Consider the following 18,570-nt stretch of genomic DNA (forward strand, 5'->3'; position numbering starts at 1 on the left):
GAAACATCACAGGTCCACGGCCTGCGTTGAACCTGTGGGAGCGGGCGTGCCCGCGAAGAGGACGGTACAGACAACACTACAACCCAGTTTTTTTACTGTCCCGCCGCCGCTGTTTCGTCTTGTATCTAGACGCCCCTCTTTCCAAGGACTGCCCCATGACCGAACGCCCAGCCCTGCGCTCCCAGCGCCTGAACCAGATCACCCACGCCCCGCACGCCGAGCTGGATGCCCTGGTCAAATCCCACGCGCCCTTCGACAGCCGCGAAAGCTTCGCCCGCTTCGTCGTTGCCCAGTACCTGTTCCAGTCCGAGCTGCAAGCCCTGTACAACGATCCGCAGCTGAACGCCATAGTCCCCGACCTGGCCGAGCGCTGCCGTGCCGACCAGGCCCGCCTGGACCTCGCCGACCTCGACACCGAAGTGCCAGCCGCCGTGCCAGGCGCCGTGAGCAAGCCGAGCCTGGGCGAGGCAATGGGCTGGATCTTCGTCTCTGAAGGCTCCAAACTGGGCGCTGCGTTTCTGATCAAGCGTGCCGTGGCCCTGGAGCTGTCCGACACCTTCGGTGCCCGCCACCTGGGCGAGCCAGCCGGTGGCCGTGCCGAAGGCTGGAAGCAGTTCACCCGCATCCTCGATGGCCTTGAGCTGTCGGCTGAAGAGGAAGCCGCTGCCGAACGCGGTGCAGTTGCCGCCTTCGAGCGTTTCACCGAACTGCTCAAACATGCCTATGCTGCGGATGCCGCGCTGGTCTGATACGCCGTAACCGGCCACCCTACCGGTGGCCGAACCGCTTTTTGCAGTGAGACCATGACCCGACCTGCCCGCTCGAAGATCGCCCGCCTGTTGTATGGAATCCTGGCTTACGTGAGCCTTGGGGTGGGCTTGGTCGCAATCGTCATACCCGGTTTGCCGACCACCGAATTCATCCTACTGGCCGCCTGGGCGGCGACCCGCAGCTCGCCGCGCCTGTCTGCCTGGCTGGAGAACCACCGGCTATTCGGGCCGATTCTCTACAACTGGCGCAACGGCAAGGTGATCCAGCGCCGGGCCAAGGTAAGCGCTACCATCAGCATGCTGCTGTGCGCGGGCCTGATGCTGACGTTTCTGGAGCACCACTGGCCCGTGTTCCTGGCAATCGCCGGCATGACCTTGGGCAACCTGTGGATCTGGTCACGCCCGGAACACGCCTGCCCTGCCCCGTCACAAGCTCAACAGCCCTGAGTACAGGGCGTAGGCCGCCAGTGCAGCGCCCGCCAGCACGGCGGCGAAAATCAGCTTTTCCCATGTGGTGAACAATGCCTGGCCCTGCTCATGCTTGGCCCTGGCAAACAGGATCACGCCGGGGGCATACAGCAGCGCCGACAACAGCAGGTATTTGAGCCCGCCGGCATACAACAGCCATACGGCGTACAGCAAGGCAACCAGCGCCACCAGCAAGTCCTTGCGGCGCAGCCCCGGTTGCCCGGCGTAGGTTTCTGCACGCACAGCCAGCAGCACGGCATACGCCGCCGACCACAGGTAAGGCACCAGGATCATCGACGAAGCCAGGTAGATGAGGCTGGTGTAGGTACCGGCCGAGAACAGCGTAATCAGCAGGAAGCCCTGGATCATGCAGTTGGTCAGCCACAGGGCGTTGGAGGGCACATGGTTGGCGTTTTCCTTGGCCAGGAAGCGCGGCATGGTCTTGTCCCGCGCCGTGGCGAACAGGATCTCGGCACACAGCAGCGCCCACGACAGCAACGCACCCAGCAGCGAAACCGCCAAGCCGAGGCTGATCAGCAACGCCCCCCAAGGGCCGACGATATGCTCCAGCACCGAGGCCAGCGACGGGTTTTGCAAACCGGCCAGTTCAGGCTGGGTCATCACCCCCAGCGAAAGCACGTTGACCAGCACCAGCAGCGCCAGCACACCCAGAAAACCGATGACGGTGGCCTTGCCCACATCCGAACGACGCTCGGCGCGCCCGGAGTACACGCTGGCGCCCTCGATGCCGATGAACACGAACACGGTCACCAGCATCATGTTGCGCACCTGCTCCAGCACGCTGCCGAATTGCGGGTTGCTCAGGCCCCAGATGTCACGGGTGAAGATATCGGCACGAAAGGCGAACGCCGCAATCACCACGAACATCAGCAACGGCACCACCTTGGCCACGGTGGTCACCTGGTTGATGAACGCGGCTTCCTTGATGCCGCGCAGCACCAGAAAATGCACCGACCACAGCAGCAGTGAGGCGCAGCCGATGGCGATCGGCGTGTTGCCTTCGCCGAAAACCGGAAAGTAGAAGCCCAAGGTGCTGAACAGCAGTACGAAATAACCGACGTTGCCCAGCCAGGCGCTGATCCAGTAGCCCCAGGCCGAAGAGAAGCCCATATAGTCGCCGAAACCCGCCTTGGCGTAGGCGTACACCCCCGAGTCCAGTTCTGGCTTGCGGTTGGCAAGGGTCTGGAACACGAAGGCCAGGGCCAGCATGCCGACGGCGGTGATGCCCCAGCCGATCAGCACCGCCCCGACATCGGCACGCGCCGCCATGTTCTGCGGCAGCGAGAAGATCCCGCCGCCAATCATCGAGCCGACCACCAGTGCGATCAGCGCGCCCAGGCGCAACTTCTGTCCCGGTTCGCTCATGCATCCCCCATTTTTTTTCGCGCTGTCATGCCTTTGAAACAGCCCTGCGGGCCATATACATGTGGTTACTTATAAGAAAACCCGCCACTCAAGCTATAGCACTCATAACTGCTTTGTCTATGCACCCTTCGTTAAAAGCTAGCAGCTGGATAGCAACTAGAACAGTTCCCGATAAAACTCAAAATTATTGTGAAAAATTTGCGAAAGCGTCAAAAACGGCTAGCTTCAAGCATCGCAGGCTGAACAGAGCGTTTGCTCTAGAAAGACATGGAGGTGCCAGCGCGCAAGGCTTGCAGCTTAAGCTGTCGGCACTCTCCAGGAGCACCCGTGAAGGAAATTTCTCACCTTCACGTCGCCTTAAACTGACACAAGTCAGCTTACGGCAACGGCGTCGGATTTATGCTGACGTCAACTTTCTCCTGGCAGGAGTTGTTAAATGTCTGATTCATCCGGAAAACTAAAGCTCGGCGCGTTAGTTGCACTTGTCGTCGGTTCGATGATTGGCGGCGGGATCTTCTCGCTGCCGCAAAACATGGCCGCCAGTGCAGGGGTTGGCGCTGTGCTGATCGGCTGGGGCATCACCGCGGTCGGCATGCTGACCCTGGCGTTCGTGTTCCAGACCCTGGCCAACCGCAAGCCTGACCTGGATGGCGGGGTGTATGCCTACGCCAAGGCCGGTTTCGGCGACTACATGGGCTTCTCTTCGGCCTGGGGCTACTGGATCAGCGCCTGGCTTGGCAACGTCGGCTACTTCGTGCTGTTGTTCAGCACCTTGGGCTACTTCTTCCCGATCTTCGGTGAAGGCAACACGCCGGCCGCCATCATTGGCGCGTCGATCCTGTTGTGGGCAGTGCACTTCCTGGTGCTGCGTGGCATCAAGGAAGCAGCGTTCATCAACCTGGTCACCACCGTGGCCAAGGTGGTGCCGCTGGTGCTGTTCGCGCTGATCTGCCTGTTTGCCTTCAGGCTCGACATCTTCACCGCCGACATCTGGGCCCTGGGTACACCGGAGCTGGGCAGCGTGATGAACCAGGTGCGCAACATGATGCTGGTCACCGTGTGGGTGTTCATCGGCATCGAGGGCGCGAGCATCTTCTCGTCCCGGGCGGAAAAGCGCTCAGACGTGGGCAAGGCCACGGTCATCGGCTTTGTCACCGTGCTGCTGTTCCTGGTGCTGGTCAACGTACTGTCGCTGGGCATCATGACCCAACCGGAACTGGCCAAGCTGCAGAACCCGTCGATGGCAGCCGTACTGGAGCATGTGGTCGGCCACTGGGGCGCGGTGCTGATCAGCGTCGGCCTGATCATCTCGCTGTTGGGGGCCTTGCTTTCGTGGGTACTGCTGTGCGCCGAGATCATGTTCGCTGCCGCCAAAGACCACACCATGCCGGAGTTCCTGCGCCGCGAAAATGCCAACCAGGTACCGGCCAACGCCCTGTGGCTTACCAACGCCATGGTGCAGATCTTCCTGGTGATCACGCTGTTCTCCAACAGCACCTACCTGTCGCTGATCTACCTCGCCACCTCGATGATCCTGGTGCCCTACCTGTGGTCGGCAGCCTATGCGTTCCTGCTGGCACTGCGCAGCGAAACCTACGAGCAGGCCCTGGCCGAACGCAAGAAAGACCTGATCATCGGCGGCATCGCCCTGCTGTACGCCATCTGGCTGCTGTACGCCGGCGGCGTGAAATACCTGCTGCTCTCGGCCCTGCTCTACGCACCTGGGGCGATTTTGTTCGCCAAAGCCAAGCGTGAAGTTGGCCAACCTATCTTCACCAACGTGGAAAAACTGATCTTCGCAGCCGTGGTCATTGGCGCCCTGGTGGCAGCTTATGGCCTGTATGACGGCTTCCTGACCCTTTGACCCACGTCTTCGTTCAATTGGAGGAATGAAACCATGTCCGCTGAAAAACAGAAGTACGGTGTCCACTCCGAAGCCGGCAAACTGCGCAAAGTGATGGTTTGCTCGCCGGGCCTGGCGCACAAGCGCCTGACGCCGAGCAACTGTGACGAGCTGCTGTTCGACGATGTGATCTGGGTCGACCAGGCCAAGCGTGACCATTTCGACTTCGTCACCAAAATGCGCGAGCGCGGCGTGGATGTGCTGGAAATGCACAACCTGCTGACCGACATCGTGCAGCAACCCGAAGCCCTCAAGTGGATCCTTGACCGCAAGATTACCTCTGACACCGTGGGTGTCGGCCTGACCAACGAGGTGCGTAGCTGGCTCGAAGGGCTGGAACCACGCCACCTGGCAGAGTTCCTGATTGGCGGCGTGGCAGGCCAGGACCTTCCAGTCAGCGAAGGCGCCGAAGTGATCAAGATGTACAACAAGTACCTCGGCCACTCCAGCTTCATTCTGCCACCACTGCCTAACACCCAGTTCACCCGCGACACCACCTGCTGGATCTACGGTGGCGTGACGCTCAACCCGATGTACTGGCCTGCGCGACGCCAGGAAACCCTGCTGACCACAGCCATTTACAAGTTCCACAAGGAATTCACCGGTGCTGACTTCCAGGTCTGGTATGGCGACCCGGACAAGGATCACGGCAACGCCACCCTCGAGGGCGGCGACGTGATGCCGGTCGGCAAGGGCATCGTGCTGATCGGCATGGGTGAGCGCACCTCGCGCCATGCCATCGGCCAACTCGCTCAGAACCTGTTCGAGAAAGGCGCGGCCGAGAAAATCATCGTCGCCGGGCTGCCGAAGTCCCGCGCGGCGATGCACCTGGACACCGTGTTCAGCTTCTGCGACCGCGACCTGGTAACGGTATTCCCGGAGGTGGTGAAAGAGATCAAGCCATTCATCATCACCCCAGACTCCAGCAAGCCCTATGGCATGAACATCGCGCCCCAGGATGCCTCGTTCCTCGAGGTGGTATCCGAGCAGTTGCTGGGCAAGAAAGACAAGCTGCGCGTGGTCGAGACCGGCGGCAACAGCTTTGCCGCCGAGCGCGAGCAGTGGGATGACGGCAACAACGTGGTGGCCATCGAGCCGGGCGTGGTCATCGGCTATGACCGCAACACCTACACCAACACCCTGCTGCGCAAGGCCGGCATCGAGGTCATCACCATCAGCGCCGGCGAACTGGGCCGGGGCCGGGGCGGCGGCCACTGCATGACCTGCCCGATTGTGCGTGACCCGATCGACTACTAACGACCATTGCACCCGGCCGCGCCCACAAAGTGCCGGCCGGGACACTACCGGACTCAAGGAGAAGCAATCATGGCGTTCAACATTCACAACCGCAACCTGCTCAGCCTGGAACACCACACCAACCGCGAACTGCGCTACCTGCTGGACCTGTCCCGCGACCTCAAGCGTGCCAAGTACACTGGCACCGAGCAGCAGCACCTGAAGGGCAACAACATCGCGCTGATCTTCGAAAAAACCTCCACCCGTACCCGCTGCGCCTTCGAAGTGGCGGCTTACGACCAGGGCGCGAACGTTACCTACATCGACCCCAACTCTTCGCAGATCGGCCACAAAGAGAGCATGAAGGACACCGCCCGCGTGCTCGGGCGCATGTACGACGCCATCGAGTACCGTGGCTTCAAGCAGGAAATCGTCGAAGAGCTGGCCAAGTTTGCCGGCGTACCGGTGTTCAACGGCCTGACCGATGAGTACCACCCCACCCAGATGATCGCTGACGTGCTCACCATGCGCGAGAACAGCGACAAGCCGCTGCACGACATCAGCTACGCCTACCTGGGCGACGCCCGCAACAACATGGGCAACTCGCTGCTGCTGATTGGCGCCAAGCTCGGCATGGATGTGCGCATCGCCGCGCCAAAGGCACTTTGGCCGCATGACGACCTGGTCGAGCGCTGCAAGAAGTACGCTGAGGAAAGCGGCGCCCGCATCACCCTCACCGAAGACCCGAAAGCGGCGGTCAAGGGTGTGGACTTTGTTCATACCGACGTATGGGTATCGATGGGCGAGCCGATCGAAGCCTGGGGTGAGCGCATCAAGCAGCTCAAGCCTTACCAGGTGAATGCCGAGCTGATGAAGTCCACTGGCAACCCACGGACCAAGTTCATGCACTGCCTGCCGGCGTTCCATAACTCCGACACCAAGGTAGGCAAGCAGATCGCCGAACAATACCCGGACCTGGCCAACGGCATCGAAGTGACTGACGACGTGTTCGAGTCGCCGGCCTGCATCGCCTTCGAGCAGGCGGAAAACCGCATGCACACCATCAAAGCGATCCTGGTGTCGACCCTGGCTGACCTCTGACAACCACCCCGCTCCTGTGGGAGCTGGCTTGCCGGCGATGCAGGCAACCCGGTGCATGGCACCGGCTTCGCCGGTGATCGCCGGCAAGCCAGCTCCCACAAAGGATCGAGGTGCTCACCCCATCTGCGTAAAGGACATTCCCCATGCGTATCGTTGTTGCATTGGGCGGCAACGCCCTGCTGCGTCGCGGCGAGCCCATGACCGCTGACAACCAGCGCGCCAATATCCGCACCGCCACCGAACAGATCGCCAAGATTCACCCTGGCAACGAACTGGTCATCGCCCACGGCAACGGTCCGCAAGTCGGGCTGCTGTCGCTTCAGGCACTGTCCTACAAGCCTGACGAGGCTTACCCACTGGACGTGCTGGGTGCCGAAACCGAAGGCATGATCGGCTACATGATCGAACAGGAACTGGGCAACCTGCTGGCCTTCGAGGTGCCGTTCGCCACCCTGCTGACCCAGGTGGAAGTGGACGCCAACGACCCCGCCTTCAAGGACCCGACCAAGTTCATCGGCCCGGTCTACAGCAAGGAAGAGGCCGAGCGCCTGGCCAAGGAGAAAGGCTGGGTGGTCAAGGCCGATGGCGACAAGTACCGCCGTGTGGTGGCCAGCCCGAAACCCAAGCGCATCTTCGAAATCCGCCCGATCAAGTGGCTGTTGGAAAAAAACAGCATCGTGATTTGCGCAGGCGGTGGCGGCATCCCCACCATGTACGATGAAAACCGCAAGCTCAAAGGTATCGAAGCGGTGATCGACAAGGACCTGTGCTCGGCACTGCTGGCCGAGCAACTGGAAGCCGACCTTCTGATTATCGCCACTGACGTCGATGCAGCCTACATTGACTGGGGCAAGCCGACGCAGAAGGCCATTGCCCAGGCTCATCCGGACGAACTCGAACGCCTTGGCTTCGCCGCAGGCTCCATGGGGCCGAAGGTGCAAGCGGCCAGTGACTTTGCCCGCAACACCGGCAAGGTGGCGGTAATCAGTTCGCTGGAAAACATTGAAGACATTGTCAAAGGTACTGCCGGCACACGGGTTTCCACCGCGAAGCCTGGGATCAGCTACCGTTGAATGCAGTTGGCGGGCGCCAGGTGCCCGCCGTTTTCGACCTTCCAAAGGAGCTAGCCATGGCCCAGTACCACCCCGGTCATGTACACATCGAGCGCACTGCGCTGAACAATACCGACCACAGCTATGACCTGAACATCGAGTACGAAGCAGCGTCGGACCCCAAGGAAGGCAGAGGCATTCAGTTCCGCATGCATGGCAGCATCGAAGGCAAGCCTGTGGAAGAAAAGTTCTTCCTCGCCAAGGACCAGGTGCTGCCAAGCTTTCTCATGCTGCTGACTCGCAAGGCGCAGTCGTATCTGGCGCCGCCGAAGAAATTCGAGACCCTGAGCTCGCCGCACAAACTCTACGACTATATGTTTGCGGACATTCGCGAAAAGCTCGATGTGAAATCGGGAGACCCGATCAAGCCTGAACATCTCGAGTGAATTCAAGATCTCGGGGCTGCTTTGCAGCCCATTCGCGGCACAAGGCCGCTCCTACAGGAGAATGCATAAACTTTGTGGGAGCGGCCTTGTGTCGCGATGGGGCCGCACAGCGGCCCCGGCGATGTTAAGGCATACTACCGCCCTCCCCGGCCACCACCTTTCGCCTCCTCATGCGCATCCACGTCAGCTTCATCGACCGCGTCGGCATCACCCAGGAAGTCCTCGCCCTGCTCGGTGCCCGCCACCTCAACCTGGACGCCGTGGAGATGGTCCCGCCGAACGTCTACATCGACGCCCCCACCCTCAGCCCCGCCGTGCTCGAAGAACTGCATGACGCACTGTTCGAGGTGCAGGGCGTGCAATCGGTGGACGTGGTCGACATCCTCCCGGGTCAGCGTCGTCACCTGCAGCTCGATGCCCTGCTGGCAGCAATGAGCGACCCGGTGCTGGCAGTGGACAGCGCAGGCCTGGTGCTGCTGGCCAACCCGGCGCTGATCGCCCTGTGCGGCCGCGAATCCGCCGGGCGCTCGGTGGGGGAACTGTTTGGCGACCCCGCGCTGCTGCAAGCGCTGCTGGACAACAACTTCCACCTGCCCATGCGCGAGATGCAGCTCAACGGCCAGAGCCTGCTGCTGGACGCCATGCCGATCACCAACGCCGGTGGCCTGCTGACGCTGTACCCCCCAACGCGCATGGGCGAACGCCTGTCGGCCCTGCACCACGACCACGCCGAAGGCTTCGATGCCCTGCTCGGCGAGTCGCCCGCCATCCGCACGCTCAAGGCCCGCGCCCTGCGCGTGGCGGCGCTCGATGCACCGCTGCTGGTGCATGGCGAAACCGGCACCGGTAAAGAGCTGGTGGCCCGCGCCTGCCATGCCATCAGCAGCCGCCATGCGGCACCGTTCCTGGCCCTGAACTGTGCCGCACTGCCCGAAAGCCTGGCCGAGAGCGAGTTGTTCGGTTACGCCCCTGGCGCCTTCACCGGCGCGCAACGCGGTGGCAAGCCCGGGCTGATGGAGCTGGCCAACCAGGGCACGGTGTTCCTTGATGAAATTGGCGAAATGTCACCGTATTTGCAGGCCAAGCTGCTGCGTTTTCTAAGCGATGGCAGCTTCCGTCGGGTGGGCGGTGACCGCGAAGTGAAGGTGGACGTGCGCATCATCAGCGCCACCCACCGCGACCTGGAGCGCATGGTCGCCGAAGGCAGCTTCCGCGAAGACCTGTTCTACCGCCTCAACGTGCTCAACCTGCAGGTACCGCCCCTGCGCGACAGGGGCCAGGACATCCTGATGCTGGCGCACTTCTTCATGCAGCAAGCCTGCACGCAGATCCAGCGCCCAGCCTGCCGGCTGACCCCCGCCACCCACTCTGCACTGCTGGCCAACCCTTGGCCGGGCAACGTGCGCCAGCTACAGAACGTGATTTTCCGCGCTGCAGCCATCTGCGAGGGCAACCTGGTGGATATCGGCGACCTGGACATTGCCGGCACCTCGGTGGCCCGCGGGCAGGACGGCGAAGTGGCCAGCCTGGAACAGGCCGTGGGTGATTTCGAGCGGGAACTGTTACAGCGCCTGTATGCCAGTTACCCGTCGACGCGGCAACTGGCCGGGCGCTTGCAAACTTCGCATACCGCTATTGCCCAGCGACTGCGTAAATATGGAATACCCGGGAAACTTTGAAGCGTGTCGTCAAAACCGACAGCTCATTCAGACTTTTCCTAGCCGCGTAGCCGCAATTGACTGGAGTGCTCGCCGTAGAATGGTGACATCGTAATCTCGCATGTCACCTTGAACGAAGAGTACCTTGATGTTTGAACTCGATTTTTACGGGACACTTGTAGCCGCCTCTTTAGTACTGCTACTGGGGCGCGGGCTGGTCGCGCGTATTGGTTTCCTGCGCGTTTACAATATCCCCGAACCTGTTGCAGGCGGATTGGTCGTTGCCTTGGCACTCTTGGCATTACGCAGCTTCGATATACAGGTCCAGTTTGATACCTCATTGCAAACCCCGTTGATGCTGGCGTTCTTCGCCACCATCGGTTTGAGTGCAGACTTCGCCAGCCTGAAGAAAGGCGGGCGCGTGGTCGCCGTGTTCCTGCTGGTGGTGACTGGCTTGCTCCTGGTGCAGAACGCCATGGGCATCGGCCTGGCAACGGCCTTGGGGCTCGACCCGTTGATGGGCCTGCTGGCGGGTTCGATCAGCCTCTCCGGTGGCCACGGCACAGGCGCCGCCTGGGGCGCGACGTTCACTGAAAAATTTGGCCTGCCTTCGGCCTCCGAACTGGCGATGGCCTCTGCCACTTTCGGCCTGGTATTGGGCGGCCTGATTGGCGGCCCGGTTGCCAGGCTGCTGATCAAGCGGGTAAAGACGCACGGTAGCGAAGAAGAAGCCCCCCAACTGCCAAAAGGCTTTGAGCAGCCGAATAAAGAGCGCCTGATTACATCATCTTCATTCATCGAAACCTTGGCCCTGATTGCCGTCAGCTTGCTGGCGGGCACCCTGCTTCACGGTTTATTGAAAAGCACTGCATTTGAATTACCGACCTTCGTGTGCGTATTGTTCGTCGGCGTGTTGTTGCGCAACGGTCTTTCCGCATTCGGCTTCTACCGTGTATTCGAGCGGGAAGTTTCGGTCTTGGGCAATGTCAGTCTGTCCCTGTTCCTGGCCATTGCCTTGATGTCGCTGAAGTTGTGGGACCTGGCCGCACTGGCCTTACCCTTCTTCATATTGCTGGCCACGCAAACACTGGTCATGGCACTGTTCGCGATCTTCGTGACGTTCAGGGTGATGGGCCGCAACTACGATGCGGCAGTACTGGCTGCCGGGCACTGCGGTTTCGGCCTGGGGGCAACGCCGACGGCCATCGCCAACATGCAGGCAGTCACCCAGCGCTACGGCGCCTCGCACATCGCCTTCCTGGTAGTGCCGATGGTAGGGGCGTTCTTCATCGATATCATCAATGTCATCGTGATCAAGCTGTACCTGGCATTACCCTTTTTAGCGTGAGTTAAAACATCCAACCATCCATGTAGCCACTACTGGGCATGACCGGGCGAACGCGCAGGGCTTTACGACTTTTTTACTCGACACTACCGTAGAGCACGCAATACTGCCGCCTTTGTCCAGACGAGCCCACTCGATGACGCTTCCAGCATTGCGTTTCATAGCTTTTATCATCGGTGTATTCCTGATCACGTTGGCTGTCAGCATGGTGATCCCGATGCTGACACTGCTGCTGTATAACCGCAGCGACGACCTGGGGGCGTTCGTCTGGTCGAGCCTGATCGCCCTGTGCGCCGGCCTGGTCATGGTGGCGCGAGGCGTTCCCGAGACACCGCAGTTGCGGGCCAGGGACATGTACTTCCTCACCACCGCAAGCTGGGTCGTCGTGTGCGCCTTTGCGGCCCTGCCGATGGTGTTCATTCGGCACATCAGTTACACGGACGCTTTCTTCGAGACCATGTCAGGGATTACCACCACCGGCTCGACAGTGCTGACTGGGCTGGATAGTGCATCGCCAGGGCTGCTGATCTGGCGTTCGCTGCTGCATTGGCTGGGGGGCATCGGCTTTATCGGCATGGCCGTGGCGATCCTGCCCCTGCTGCGCGTAGGCGGCATGCGCCTGTTCCAGACCGAGTCATCAGACTGGTCCGACAAGGTAACGCCGCGTTCACATGTGGCGGCCAAGGTCATCCTGCTGGTCTACCTGGGCCTGACAACGCTGGGTGCATTGGCGTTGTGGGCTGTCGGCATGACCCCGTTCGAGGCTATCAACCATTCGATGTCGCTGATTTCAACCGGCGGCTTTTCAACCTCGGATGCCTCGCTGGGGCATTGGGTGCAGCCGGGGGTGCATTGGGTGGCCGTGGTCATCATGATCCTCGGCAGCTTGCCCTTCACCCTGTATGTCGCCACCCTGCGTGGCCATCGGCGCATCCTGCTCAAGGACCATCAAGTCCGCGGCTTTATCGGTTTCCTCGTCTTCGTGTGGCTTACGGTCGGAACCTGGCTGTGCTGGCACAGCGACCTGTCATGGTGGGATGCGTTTCGTATCGTCGCGGTCAACGTGACCTCGGTGGTGACCACAACGGGCGTCGCCTTGGGTGATTACACGCTCTGGGGTAGCTTCGCCGTCATGCTGTTCTTTTACCTGACGTTCGTCGGTGGCTGCTCAGGCTCTACGGCTGGCGGCTTGAAGATATTTCGTTTCCAGGTCGCCGCGGCCTTGCTGGTGAGCAGCCTGAAACAGTTGATTCATCCGCGCGCAACGATTTCGAAGAAATACAATGGGCACCCCATCGATGAAGAGATCGTGCGCTCCTTGTTGACGTTCTCGTTCTTTTTCTCGGTTACCATCGCGGTCATCGCCCTTGGTCTGTCACTGCTCGGGCTCGACTGGACAACGGCGTTGAGCGGTGCTGCCACCGCCGTGTGCAACGTTGGGCCAGGCCTGGGTACGATTATCGGTCCTGCGGGTAATTTCGCCTCGTTGTCGGACGCTGCCAAGTGGTTGCTGACAATCGGCATGCTGCTTGGACGACTCGAAATCCTCACCATACTGGTTCTGGTCTCTCCTGCGTTCTGGCGGTTCTAGGCAGACTGATCGAGAAAATCGCCAATTACATCGTCGCGGCTCCACGCCATGATGTCGTAATCCTGGCGGCATCATGGCGATATTGCGCAGGCGACGCTGCCAGCCACCGGCCGTTTGGCGGGTGTGGCGGGGCCTGGCAACGCTTGATTACGCAACCCGCTTGGTTCACCTGAGAACGGTTGTTCGGTAGACTACCGGACGGGTGCCAACTGCACAGTGCAGTGAGGCAGGTTAAAAAACAGCGCAGGTCGGGCCGCCATGCGGGAGTACCTGCGCCTATGCAAAAAAAAGAAATGCCTCGCGCCCAGAAGCTGGCCGAGCGTGCCTTCGCCAACCTTGAACGCTTTGTACACATTGAAGCGGTCAGCGGCGTTGTTCTACTGATTGCCGCCGTCGCCGCCCTGGTCTGGGCGAACTCCCCGTCTGCCGACAGTTATGAAGCCCTCTGGCATACCCCTTTGACGATCGGCGTGGGTTCGCTGGTCTATTCGCAGTCCCTGCATTTCTGGATCAATGACGGCCTGATGACCATCTTCTTCCTGGTCGTTGGCATGGAAATCCGCCGGGAGATCCACGAGGGCGCCCTGTCCAGCCTGCGCCAGGCCACGCTGCCCATGGCAGCCGCCGTCGGCGGGGTAGCGGTGCCCGCACTTCTCTACCTGAGTTTTGGCCACGCGTCGGCAGAACAACAAGGCTGGGCAGTTCCAACCGCCACGGATATCGCATTTGCGGTCGGCGTATTGGCGCTGCTCGGCAAATCCATCCCGTCCAACGTACGGGTGTTTCTGCTCGCCCTGGCAATCATCGATGACATCATCGCAGTCCTGATCATCGCATTCTTCTATTCAGGCGGCCTTGATTACAGCGGTTTCGGCGTTGCCGTGATCGGCCTGCTAATGGTGGTCGGGCTGCAGAAGATCGGCGTGGGTACGGCCTACGCCTATATCGTTCCTGGCGCTCTGGTCTGGCTGGGCATCTTGTTGACCGGTGCCCACCCCACCCTCGCAGGCGTTGTGCTGGGCCTGATGACACCGGTGACCGCCATGCCGATGCGTGAGCGGCCACTGGATGCAATTACCCGTTTCACCGGAGAATTGCTGGGGCGGGCCAAAGCCCCCGAGCAAGATGCCAGCGACCTCATCGACCCTTTGAAACGACTGCGTCTGGCGCAGCGCGAACTGGTGCCGCCGGTGGTACGCATGCAAGGCGCCCTGCACCCTTGGGTAGCTTTCGGCATCATGCCTGTGTTTGCCTTGGCCAATGCCGGCGTCAGCCTTTCGGGCGTAGACCTGTCCGCCGAGGCCCCCCAGTGGGTCATGATCGCCGTGGCTGTCGCACTGGTCGCTGGCAAGCCCTTGGGCATCGTGTGTGTCAGTTGGCTGATGGTCCGCCTGGGCTGGTGCGTACTTCCCGCTGACGTCAACTGGCGTAGCATCATCCTGGTTGGGCTGCTGGCCGGCATCGGCTTCACCATGTCGATCTTCATCGCCAACCTCGCCTTCGTCGACCCTGGCTCACTGGGAGCAGCGAAACTTGGCGTTCTGTCCGCGTCGTTGATCGCGGCCGTACTGGGCTTGACCTGGGGTGTATGGAGCATACGCAGAGCAGCATCCGCGACCAGAGCAAGTTCGCCCGCCTAGCAACATTCCAATGTCGTTTCGTATCTTTCGGGCATCCCCGGCGGGCTCTTTTTGCCTTCGCTGAGTATCGGCGCCGCATTGGCGCCACTGCTGTCAGTGCTACCCGAGGTCGATCCCCAAGCATGCGAACTACTTGGAATGGGCGCCTACCTTGCCGGAGTGACCCGTTCCCCACTGACCGCCTTGGACGCGTGTAATACGCTGCTCAATGGCTTCGATCACGGCTTTTTCGACACGATCAATCGTCTCGCCTGAACCAGGGTGATTGTCGGCAAGTTGCAATGCAAGTGGCAGGCCGCGTACGAATGGGCATGTATCGATTTAGTTACAGTGCAACGAAATCAATACACACCCATTCAAGAGCGCCTCCACAGGGGTTTGATGCCCAAACGGTTTTTCCTGCTCTGCCATCTGTAGCGTTTTCGTTCCATGAAAACCAGATGACAATTCAAGAAACTGTCTAACTAATTGTTTTATATGGGTTTTTACTAACTGGCCGTATTTTTGCTTAGAGAATCCCAACCCAAGAGCGCGGAGCCACCGCGCCCAACGCCCTGCTTCCCGAGGATTCCCCATGAGCGAGTTGCGTTTCACTGAAGATCACGAATGGCTGCGCGTCGAAGCCGATGGTAGCGTCACCGTGGGCATCACTGCCTACGCCCAGAACGCCCTTGGCGATGTGGTTTTCGTGCAACTGCCCGAGTTGCAGCAGTATGAGAAAGGCAGCGAAGCGTCCACCGTCGAGTCGGTCAAGGCCGCCAGCGGCGTGTACATGCCGCTGACCGGCGAAGTGGTCGAGGTCAACAGCCAGCTCGAAAGCAGCCCTGAACTGGTCAACGAAGACCCGATGGGGGAAGGCTGGTTCTTCCGCTTCAACCCGGCCGACATGAGCGAAGTCACCGCCCTGCTCGACCAGGACGCCTACGACCGCCTGATCAAAGCCAACGACGACGCCTGAGGAACCCCGCCATGACCATCAACCTCAGCACCGCCAACGAATTCATTGCCCGTCACATCGGCCCGCGCGCCGCTGACGAGCAGGCCATGCTCGCCGCCCTGGGCTTCGACTCGCTGGACGCCATGACGGCCGCAGTCATTCCCGACAGCATCAAGGGCACCAGCGTACTGGGCTCGCACGACGGCCAGAGCGAAGCCGACGCGCTCGCCGCGCTCAAGGCCATCGCCGGCAAGAACCAACTGTTCAAAAGCTACATCGGCCAGGGCTACTACAACACCCACACCCCGGCGCCGATCCTGCGCAACCTGCTGGAAAACCCGGCCTGGTACACCGCCTACACCCCGTACCAGCCAGAAATTTCCCAAGGCCGCCTGGAAGCGCTGCTGAACTTCCAGACCCTGATCAGCGACCTGACCGGCCTACCGATCGCCAACGCCTCCCTGCTCGACGAAGCTACTGCTGCAGCCGAGGCCATGACCTTCTGCAAGCGTCTGTCGAAGAACAAGGCCAGCCACGCCTTCTTCGCCTCCGTGCACTGCCACCCGCAAACCCTCGACGTGCTGCGCACCCGTGCCGAACCGCTGGGTATCGAGGTGGTGGTCGGCGACGAGCGTGAGCTGGGTGATGTGAGTGCCTTCTTCGGCGCCCTGCTGCAATACCCCGCCAGCAACGGTGAAGTGTTTGACTACCGTGAAGTGGTTCAGCGCTTCCACGCCGCCAACGCCCTGGTCGCCGTGGCCGCCGACCTGTTGGCCCTTACCCTGTTGACCCCGCCGGGCGAATTCGACGCCGACGTGGCCATCGGCAGCGCCCAGCGTTTTGGCGTACCACTGGGCTTCGGTGGCCCGCACGCGGCTTACTTCGCCACCCGGGACGCGTTCAAGCGCGACATGCCGGGCCGCCTGGTCGGCGTATCGATCGACCGCTTCGGCAAAACCGCCCTGCGCCTGGCCATGCAGACCCGCGAGCAGCACATCCGCCGCGAAAAGGCCACCAGCAACATCTGCACCGCCCAGGTGCTGCTGGCCAACATCGCCAGCATGTTCGCCGTTTACCACGGCCCGGCCGGCCTCAAGCGCATTGCCGAACGCACCCATGCACTGACCGCGATCCTGGCCGCCGGCCTGAAGACGCTGGGCGTCCAGGTAGTGGGCGCCAGCGCCTTCGACACCCTGACCCTGGCTACTGGCACTGCCACCGCAACCCTGCATGACAATGCACGCGCCCAGGGCATCAACCTGCGCCAGGTCGACGCCGCCCACGTGGGCCTGTCGCTGGACGAAACCAGCAGCCAGGCAGACGTAGAATCCCTGTGGCAGCTGTTCGGTGACGACAAGGCCCAGCCTGACTTCGCCGCCCTGGCTGCCAGCACCGGTTCGCTGCTGCCTGCCGCCCTGCTGCGCCAGTCGGCCATCCTCGAACACCCGGTGTTCAACCGTTACCACAGCGAAACCGAGCTGATGCGCTACCTGCGCCGCCTGGCCGACAAGGACCTGGCACTGGACCGCAGCATGATCCCGCTGGGCTCGTGCACCATGAAGCTGAACGCGGCCAGTGAAATGATCCCGGTTACCTGGGCCGAGTTCGGCAACCTGCACCCGTTCGCCCCGGCCGCGCAGAGCCAGGGCTACCTGCAGATGACCACCGAGCTGGAAGCCATGCTGTGCGCCGCCACCGGCTATGACGCCGTGTCGCTGCAGCCCAACGCCGGCTCCCAAGGCGAGTACGCAGGCCTGCTGGCCATCCGTGCCTACCACCGCAGCCGTGGCGAAAGCCACCGCGACATCTGCCTGATCCCGTCGTCGGCCCACGGCACCAACCCGGCCACCGCACACATGGCTGGCATGCGCGTAGTCGTCACCGCCTGTGACGCCCGCGGCAACGTCGATGTCGAGGACCTGCGCGCCAAGGCCATCGAGCACCGCGAGCGCCTGGCCGCGATCATGATCACCTACCCGTCGACCCACGGTGTGTTCGAGGAAGCGATCGGCGAAATCTGCGCGATCATCCACGACAACGGTGGCCAGGTGTACATCGACGGCGCCAACATGAACGCCATGGTCGGCCTGTGCGCCCCGGGCAAGTTCGGCGGCGACGTGTCCCACCTGAACCTGCACAAGACCTTCTGCATCCCCCACGGTGGCGGCGGCCCGGGCGTTGGCCCGATTGGCGTCAAGTCGCACCTGGCGCCGTTCTTGCCTGGCCATGCGCAGCTGGAAAACACCGAAGGGGCGGTGTGCGCCGCACCGTTCGGCAGCGCCAGCATCCTGCCAATCACCTGGATGTACATCCGCATGATGGGCGGTGCCGGCCTCAAGCGTGCTTCGCAGATGGCGATCCTCAACGCCAACTACATCGCCCGCCGCCTGGAAGAGCACTATCCTGTTCTGTATACCGGTGGCAATGGCCTGGTGGCCCACGAGTGCATCCTCGACCTGCGCCCACTGAAAGACACCAGCGGCATCAGCGTCGACGACGTGGCCAAGCGCCTGATCGACTTCGGTTTCCACGCCCCGACCATGTCCTTCCCGGTGGCCGGCACGCTGATGATCGAACCGACCGAAAGTGAGGCCAAGGAAGAACTGGACCGCTTCTGCGACGCGATGATCCAGATCCGCGAAGAAATCCGTGCGGTCGAAAGCGGTAGCCTGGACAAGGACGACAACCCGCTCAAGAACGCCCCGCACACGGCGGCCGAGCTGGTTGGCGAGTGGGCCCACGGCTACAGCCGCGAGCAGGCGGTCTACCCGCTGCCAAGCCTGGTGGAAAGCAAGTACTGGCCGCCGGTCGGCCGGGTCGACAACGTGTTCGGAGACCGCAACCTGGTGTGCGCTTGCCCGTCGATCGAGAGCTATCAGGACGCCTGATTGCTCTCAGGCCCGCTACCTGACTTGAGGTGTGGACCTCTGTGGGAGCGGGCGCGCCCGCGAATGCGATGATGACTTCACCGACGCATTCGCGGGCACGCCCGCTCCCACAGGGTTCACCGTCCGCCTAATTTTCCTGGCTGGAGGAA

Annotated in this window: 14 protein-coding genes and 1 pseudogene; 14 read left to right on the forward strand and 1 reads right to left on the reverse strand. The window is 61.6% G+C overall.

All coding sequences use genetic code 11. The features are described from left to right. Positions 1-155: 155 nt before the first annotated feature. The gene (locus E8E78_RS09835) at positions 156-749 is read left to right on the forward strand and encodes a biliverdin-producing heme oxygenase (protein ID WP_049277587.1); all 594 of its coding nucleotides are present in this window, start codon (positions 156-158) and stop codon (positions 747-749) included. A 54-nt stretch (positions 750-803) separates the two neighbouring features. Further along, the gene (locus E8E78_RS09840; protein WP_016501292.1) at positions 804-1,217 is read left to right on the forward strand and encodes a YbaN family protein; all 414 of its coding nucleotides are present in this window, start codon (positions 804-806) and stop codon (positions 1,215-1,217) included. Here E8E78_RS09840 and arcD (E8E78_RS09845) read toward each other — a convergent pair. Then, positions 1,197-2,624, reverse strand: a complete 1,428-nt coding sequence (arcD, locus tag E8E78_RS09845) for an arginine-ornithine antiporter (RefSeq protein WP_016501293.1) — start codon at positions 2,622-2,624, stop codon at positions 1,197-1,199. The two genes, E8E78_RS09840 and arcD (E8E78_RS09845), sit on opposite strands and share 21 nt — an antisense overlap. A 436-nt stretch (positions 2,625-3,060) precedes the next feature. Between arcD (E8E78_RS09845) and arcD (E8E78_RS09850) the strand changes: the two genes are divergently transcribed. The 12 genes and pseudogenes from arcD (E8E78_RS09850) to gcvP all read left to right on the forward strand — a co-directional run bounded on the left by arcD (E8E78_RS09850) (position 3,061) and on the right by gcvP (position 18,421). After that, complete coding sequence (gene arcD / locus E8E78_RS09850; RefSeq protein ID WP_016501294.1) at positions 3,061-4,488, forward strand: arginine-ornithine antiporter; 1,428 nt, start codon at positions 3,061-3,063, stop codon at positions 4,486-4,488. 33 nt (positions 4,489-4,521) lie between these two features. After that, complete coding sequence (arcA, locus tag E8E78_RS09855; protein WP_016501295.1) at positions 4,522-5,784, forward strand: arginine deiminase; 1,263 nt, start codon at positions 4,522-4,524, stop codon at positions 5,782-5,784. A gap of 69 nt (positions 5,785-5,853) precedes the next feature. Further along, positions 5,854-6,864, forward strand: coding sequence for an ornithine carbamoyltransferase (locus E8E78_RS09860; protein ID WP_016501296.1), 1,011 nt, complete (start codon positions 5,854-5,856; stop codon positions 6,862-6,864). 143 nt (positions 6,865-7,007) lie between these two features. Next, positions 7,008-7,937 (forward strand): carbamate kinase, encoded by a 930-nt coding sequence (arcC, locus tag E8E78_RS09865; RefSeq protein ID WP_043196856.1) that lies wholly within the window; start codon positions 7,008-7,010, stop codon positions 7,935-7,937. Positions 7,938-7,993: 56 nt separating this feature from the next. After that, positions 7,994-8,362: a DUF5064 family protein gene (locus tag E8E78_RS09870; protein WP_114942032.1), complete on the forward strand. Its 369-nt coding sequence runs from the start codon at positions 7,994-7,996 to the stop codon at positions 8,360-8,362. A 170-nt stretch (positions 8,363-8,532) separates the two neighbouring features. Then, positions 8,533-10,041, forward strand: a complete 1,509-nt coding sequence (locus E8E78_RS09875) for a sigma-54-dependent transcriptional regulator (protein ID WP_016501299.1) — start codon at positions 8,533-8,535, stop codon at positions 10,039-10,041. A gap of 127 nt (positions 10,042-10,168) precedes the next feature. Next, positions 10,169-11,368 (forward strand): sodium/glutamate symporter, encoded by a 1,200-nt coding sequence (gene gltS, locus E8E78_RS09880; RefSeq protein ID WP_049277592.1) that lies wholly within the window; start codon positions 10,169-10,171, stop codon positions 11,366-11,368. Between the two features lie 133 nt (positions 11,369-11,501). Beyond that, on the forward strand, positions 11,502-12,956 hold the full coding sequence (locus tag E8E78_RS09885; protein WP_059394657.1) for a TrkH family potassium uptake protein: 1,455 nt from the start codon (positions 11,502-11,504) through the stop codon (positions 12,954-12,956). 278 nt (positions 12,957-13,234) lie between these two features. Beyond that, the gene (gene nhaA / locus E8E78_RS09890; protein WP_049277595.1) at positions 13,235-14,596 is read left to right on the forward strand and encodes a Na+/H+ antiporter NhaA; all 1,362 of its coding nucleotides are present in this window, start codon (positions 13,235-13,237) and stop codon (positions 14,594-14,596) included. Positions 14,597-14,605: 9 nt separating this feature from the next. Next, a pseudogene (locus E8E78_RS09895) lies at positions 14,606-14,779 on the forward strand (chloride channel protein); the annotation flags it as partial. A gap of 391 nt (positions 14,780-15,170) precedes the next feature. Then, the gene (gcvH, locus tag E8E78_RS09900) at positions 15,171-15,554 is read left to right on the forward strand and encodes a glycine cleavage system protein GcvH (RefSeq protein ID WP_049277597.1); all 384 of its coding nucleotides are present in this window, start codon (positions 15,171-15,173) and stop codon (positions 15,552-15,554) included. A gap of 11 nt (positions 15,555-15,565) precedes the next feature. Beyond that, positions 15,566-18,421 (forward strand): aminomethyl-transferring glycine dehydrogenase, encoded by a 2,856-nt coding sequence (gene gcvP / locus E8E78_RS09905; RefSeq protein ID WP_049277599.1) that lies wholly within the window; start codon positions 15,566-15,568, stop codon positions 18,419-18,421. Positions 18,422-18,570: the final 149 nt, after the last annotated feature.

This window comes from Pseudomonas sp. BN505, from assembly GCF_029873175.1.
In the GTDB taxonomy this organism is placed as follows: Bacteria; Pseudomonadota; Gammaproteobacteria; order Pseudomonadales; family Pseudomonadaceae; genus Aquipseudomonas; species Aquipseudomonas putida.

Bases quoted from the DNA above. Each gene is read 5' to 3' on its own strand.
- E8E78_RS09835 (WP_049277587.1), top strand. From the start codon at position 156: ATGACCGAACGCCCAGCCCTGCGCTCCCAGCGCCTGAACCAGATCACC.
- E8E78_RS09840 (WP_016501292.1), top strand. From the start codon at position 804: ATGACCCGACCTGCCCGCTCGAAGATCGCCCGCCTGTTGTATGGAATC.
- arcD (WP_016501293.1), bottom strand. From the start codon at position 2,624: ATGAGCGAACCGGGACAGAAGTTGCGCCTGGGCGCGCTGATCGCACTG.
- arcD (WP_016501294.1), top strand. From the start codon at position 3,061: ATGTCTGATTCATCCGGAAAACTAAAGCTCGGCGCGTTAGTTGCACTT.
- arcA (WP_016501295.1), top strand. From the start codon at position 4,522: ATGTCCGCTGAAAAACAGAAGTACGGTGTCCACTCCGAAGCCGGCAAA.
- E8E78_RS09860 (WP_016501296.1), top strand. From the start codon at position 5,854: ATGGCGTTCAACATTCACAACCGCAACCTGCTCAGCCTGGAACACCAC.
- arcC (WP_043196856.1), top strand. From the start codon at position 7,008: ATGCGTATCGTTGTTGCATTGGGCGGCAACGCCCTGCTGCGTCGCGGC.
- E8E78_RS09870 (WP_114942032.1), top strand. From the start codon at position 7,994: ATGGCCCAGTACCACCCCGGTCATGTACACATCGAGCGCACTGCGCTG.
- E8E78_RS09875 (WP_016501299.1), top strand. From the start codon at position 8,533: ATGCGCATCCACGTCAGCTTCATCGACCGCGTCGGCATCACCCAGGAA.
- gltS (WP_049277592.1), top strand. From the start codon at position 10,169: ATGTTTGAACTCGATTTTTACGGGACACTTGTAGCCGCCTCTTTAGTA.
- E8E78_RS09885 (WP_059394657.1), top strand. From the start codon at position 11,502: ATGACGCTTCCAGCATTGCGTTTCATAGCTTTTATCATCGGTGTATTC.
- nhaA (WP_049277595.1), top strand. From the start codon at position 13,235: ATGCAAAAAAAAGAAATGCCTCGCGCCCAGAAGCTGGCCGAGCGTGCC.
- gcvH (WP_049277597.1), top strand. From the start codon at position 15,171: ATGAGCGAGTTGCGTTTCACTGAAGATCACGAATGGCTGCGCGTCGAA.
- gcvP (WP_049277599.1), top strand. From the start codon at position 15,566: ATGACCATCAACCTCAGCACCGCCAACGAATTCATTGCCCGTCACATC.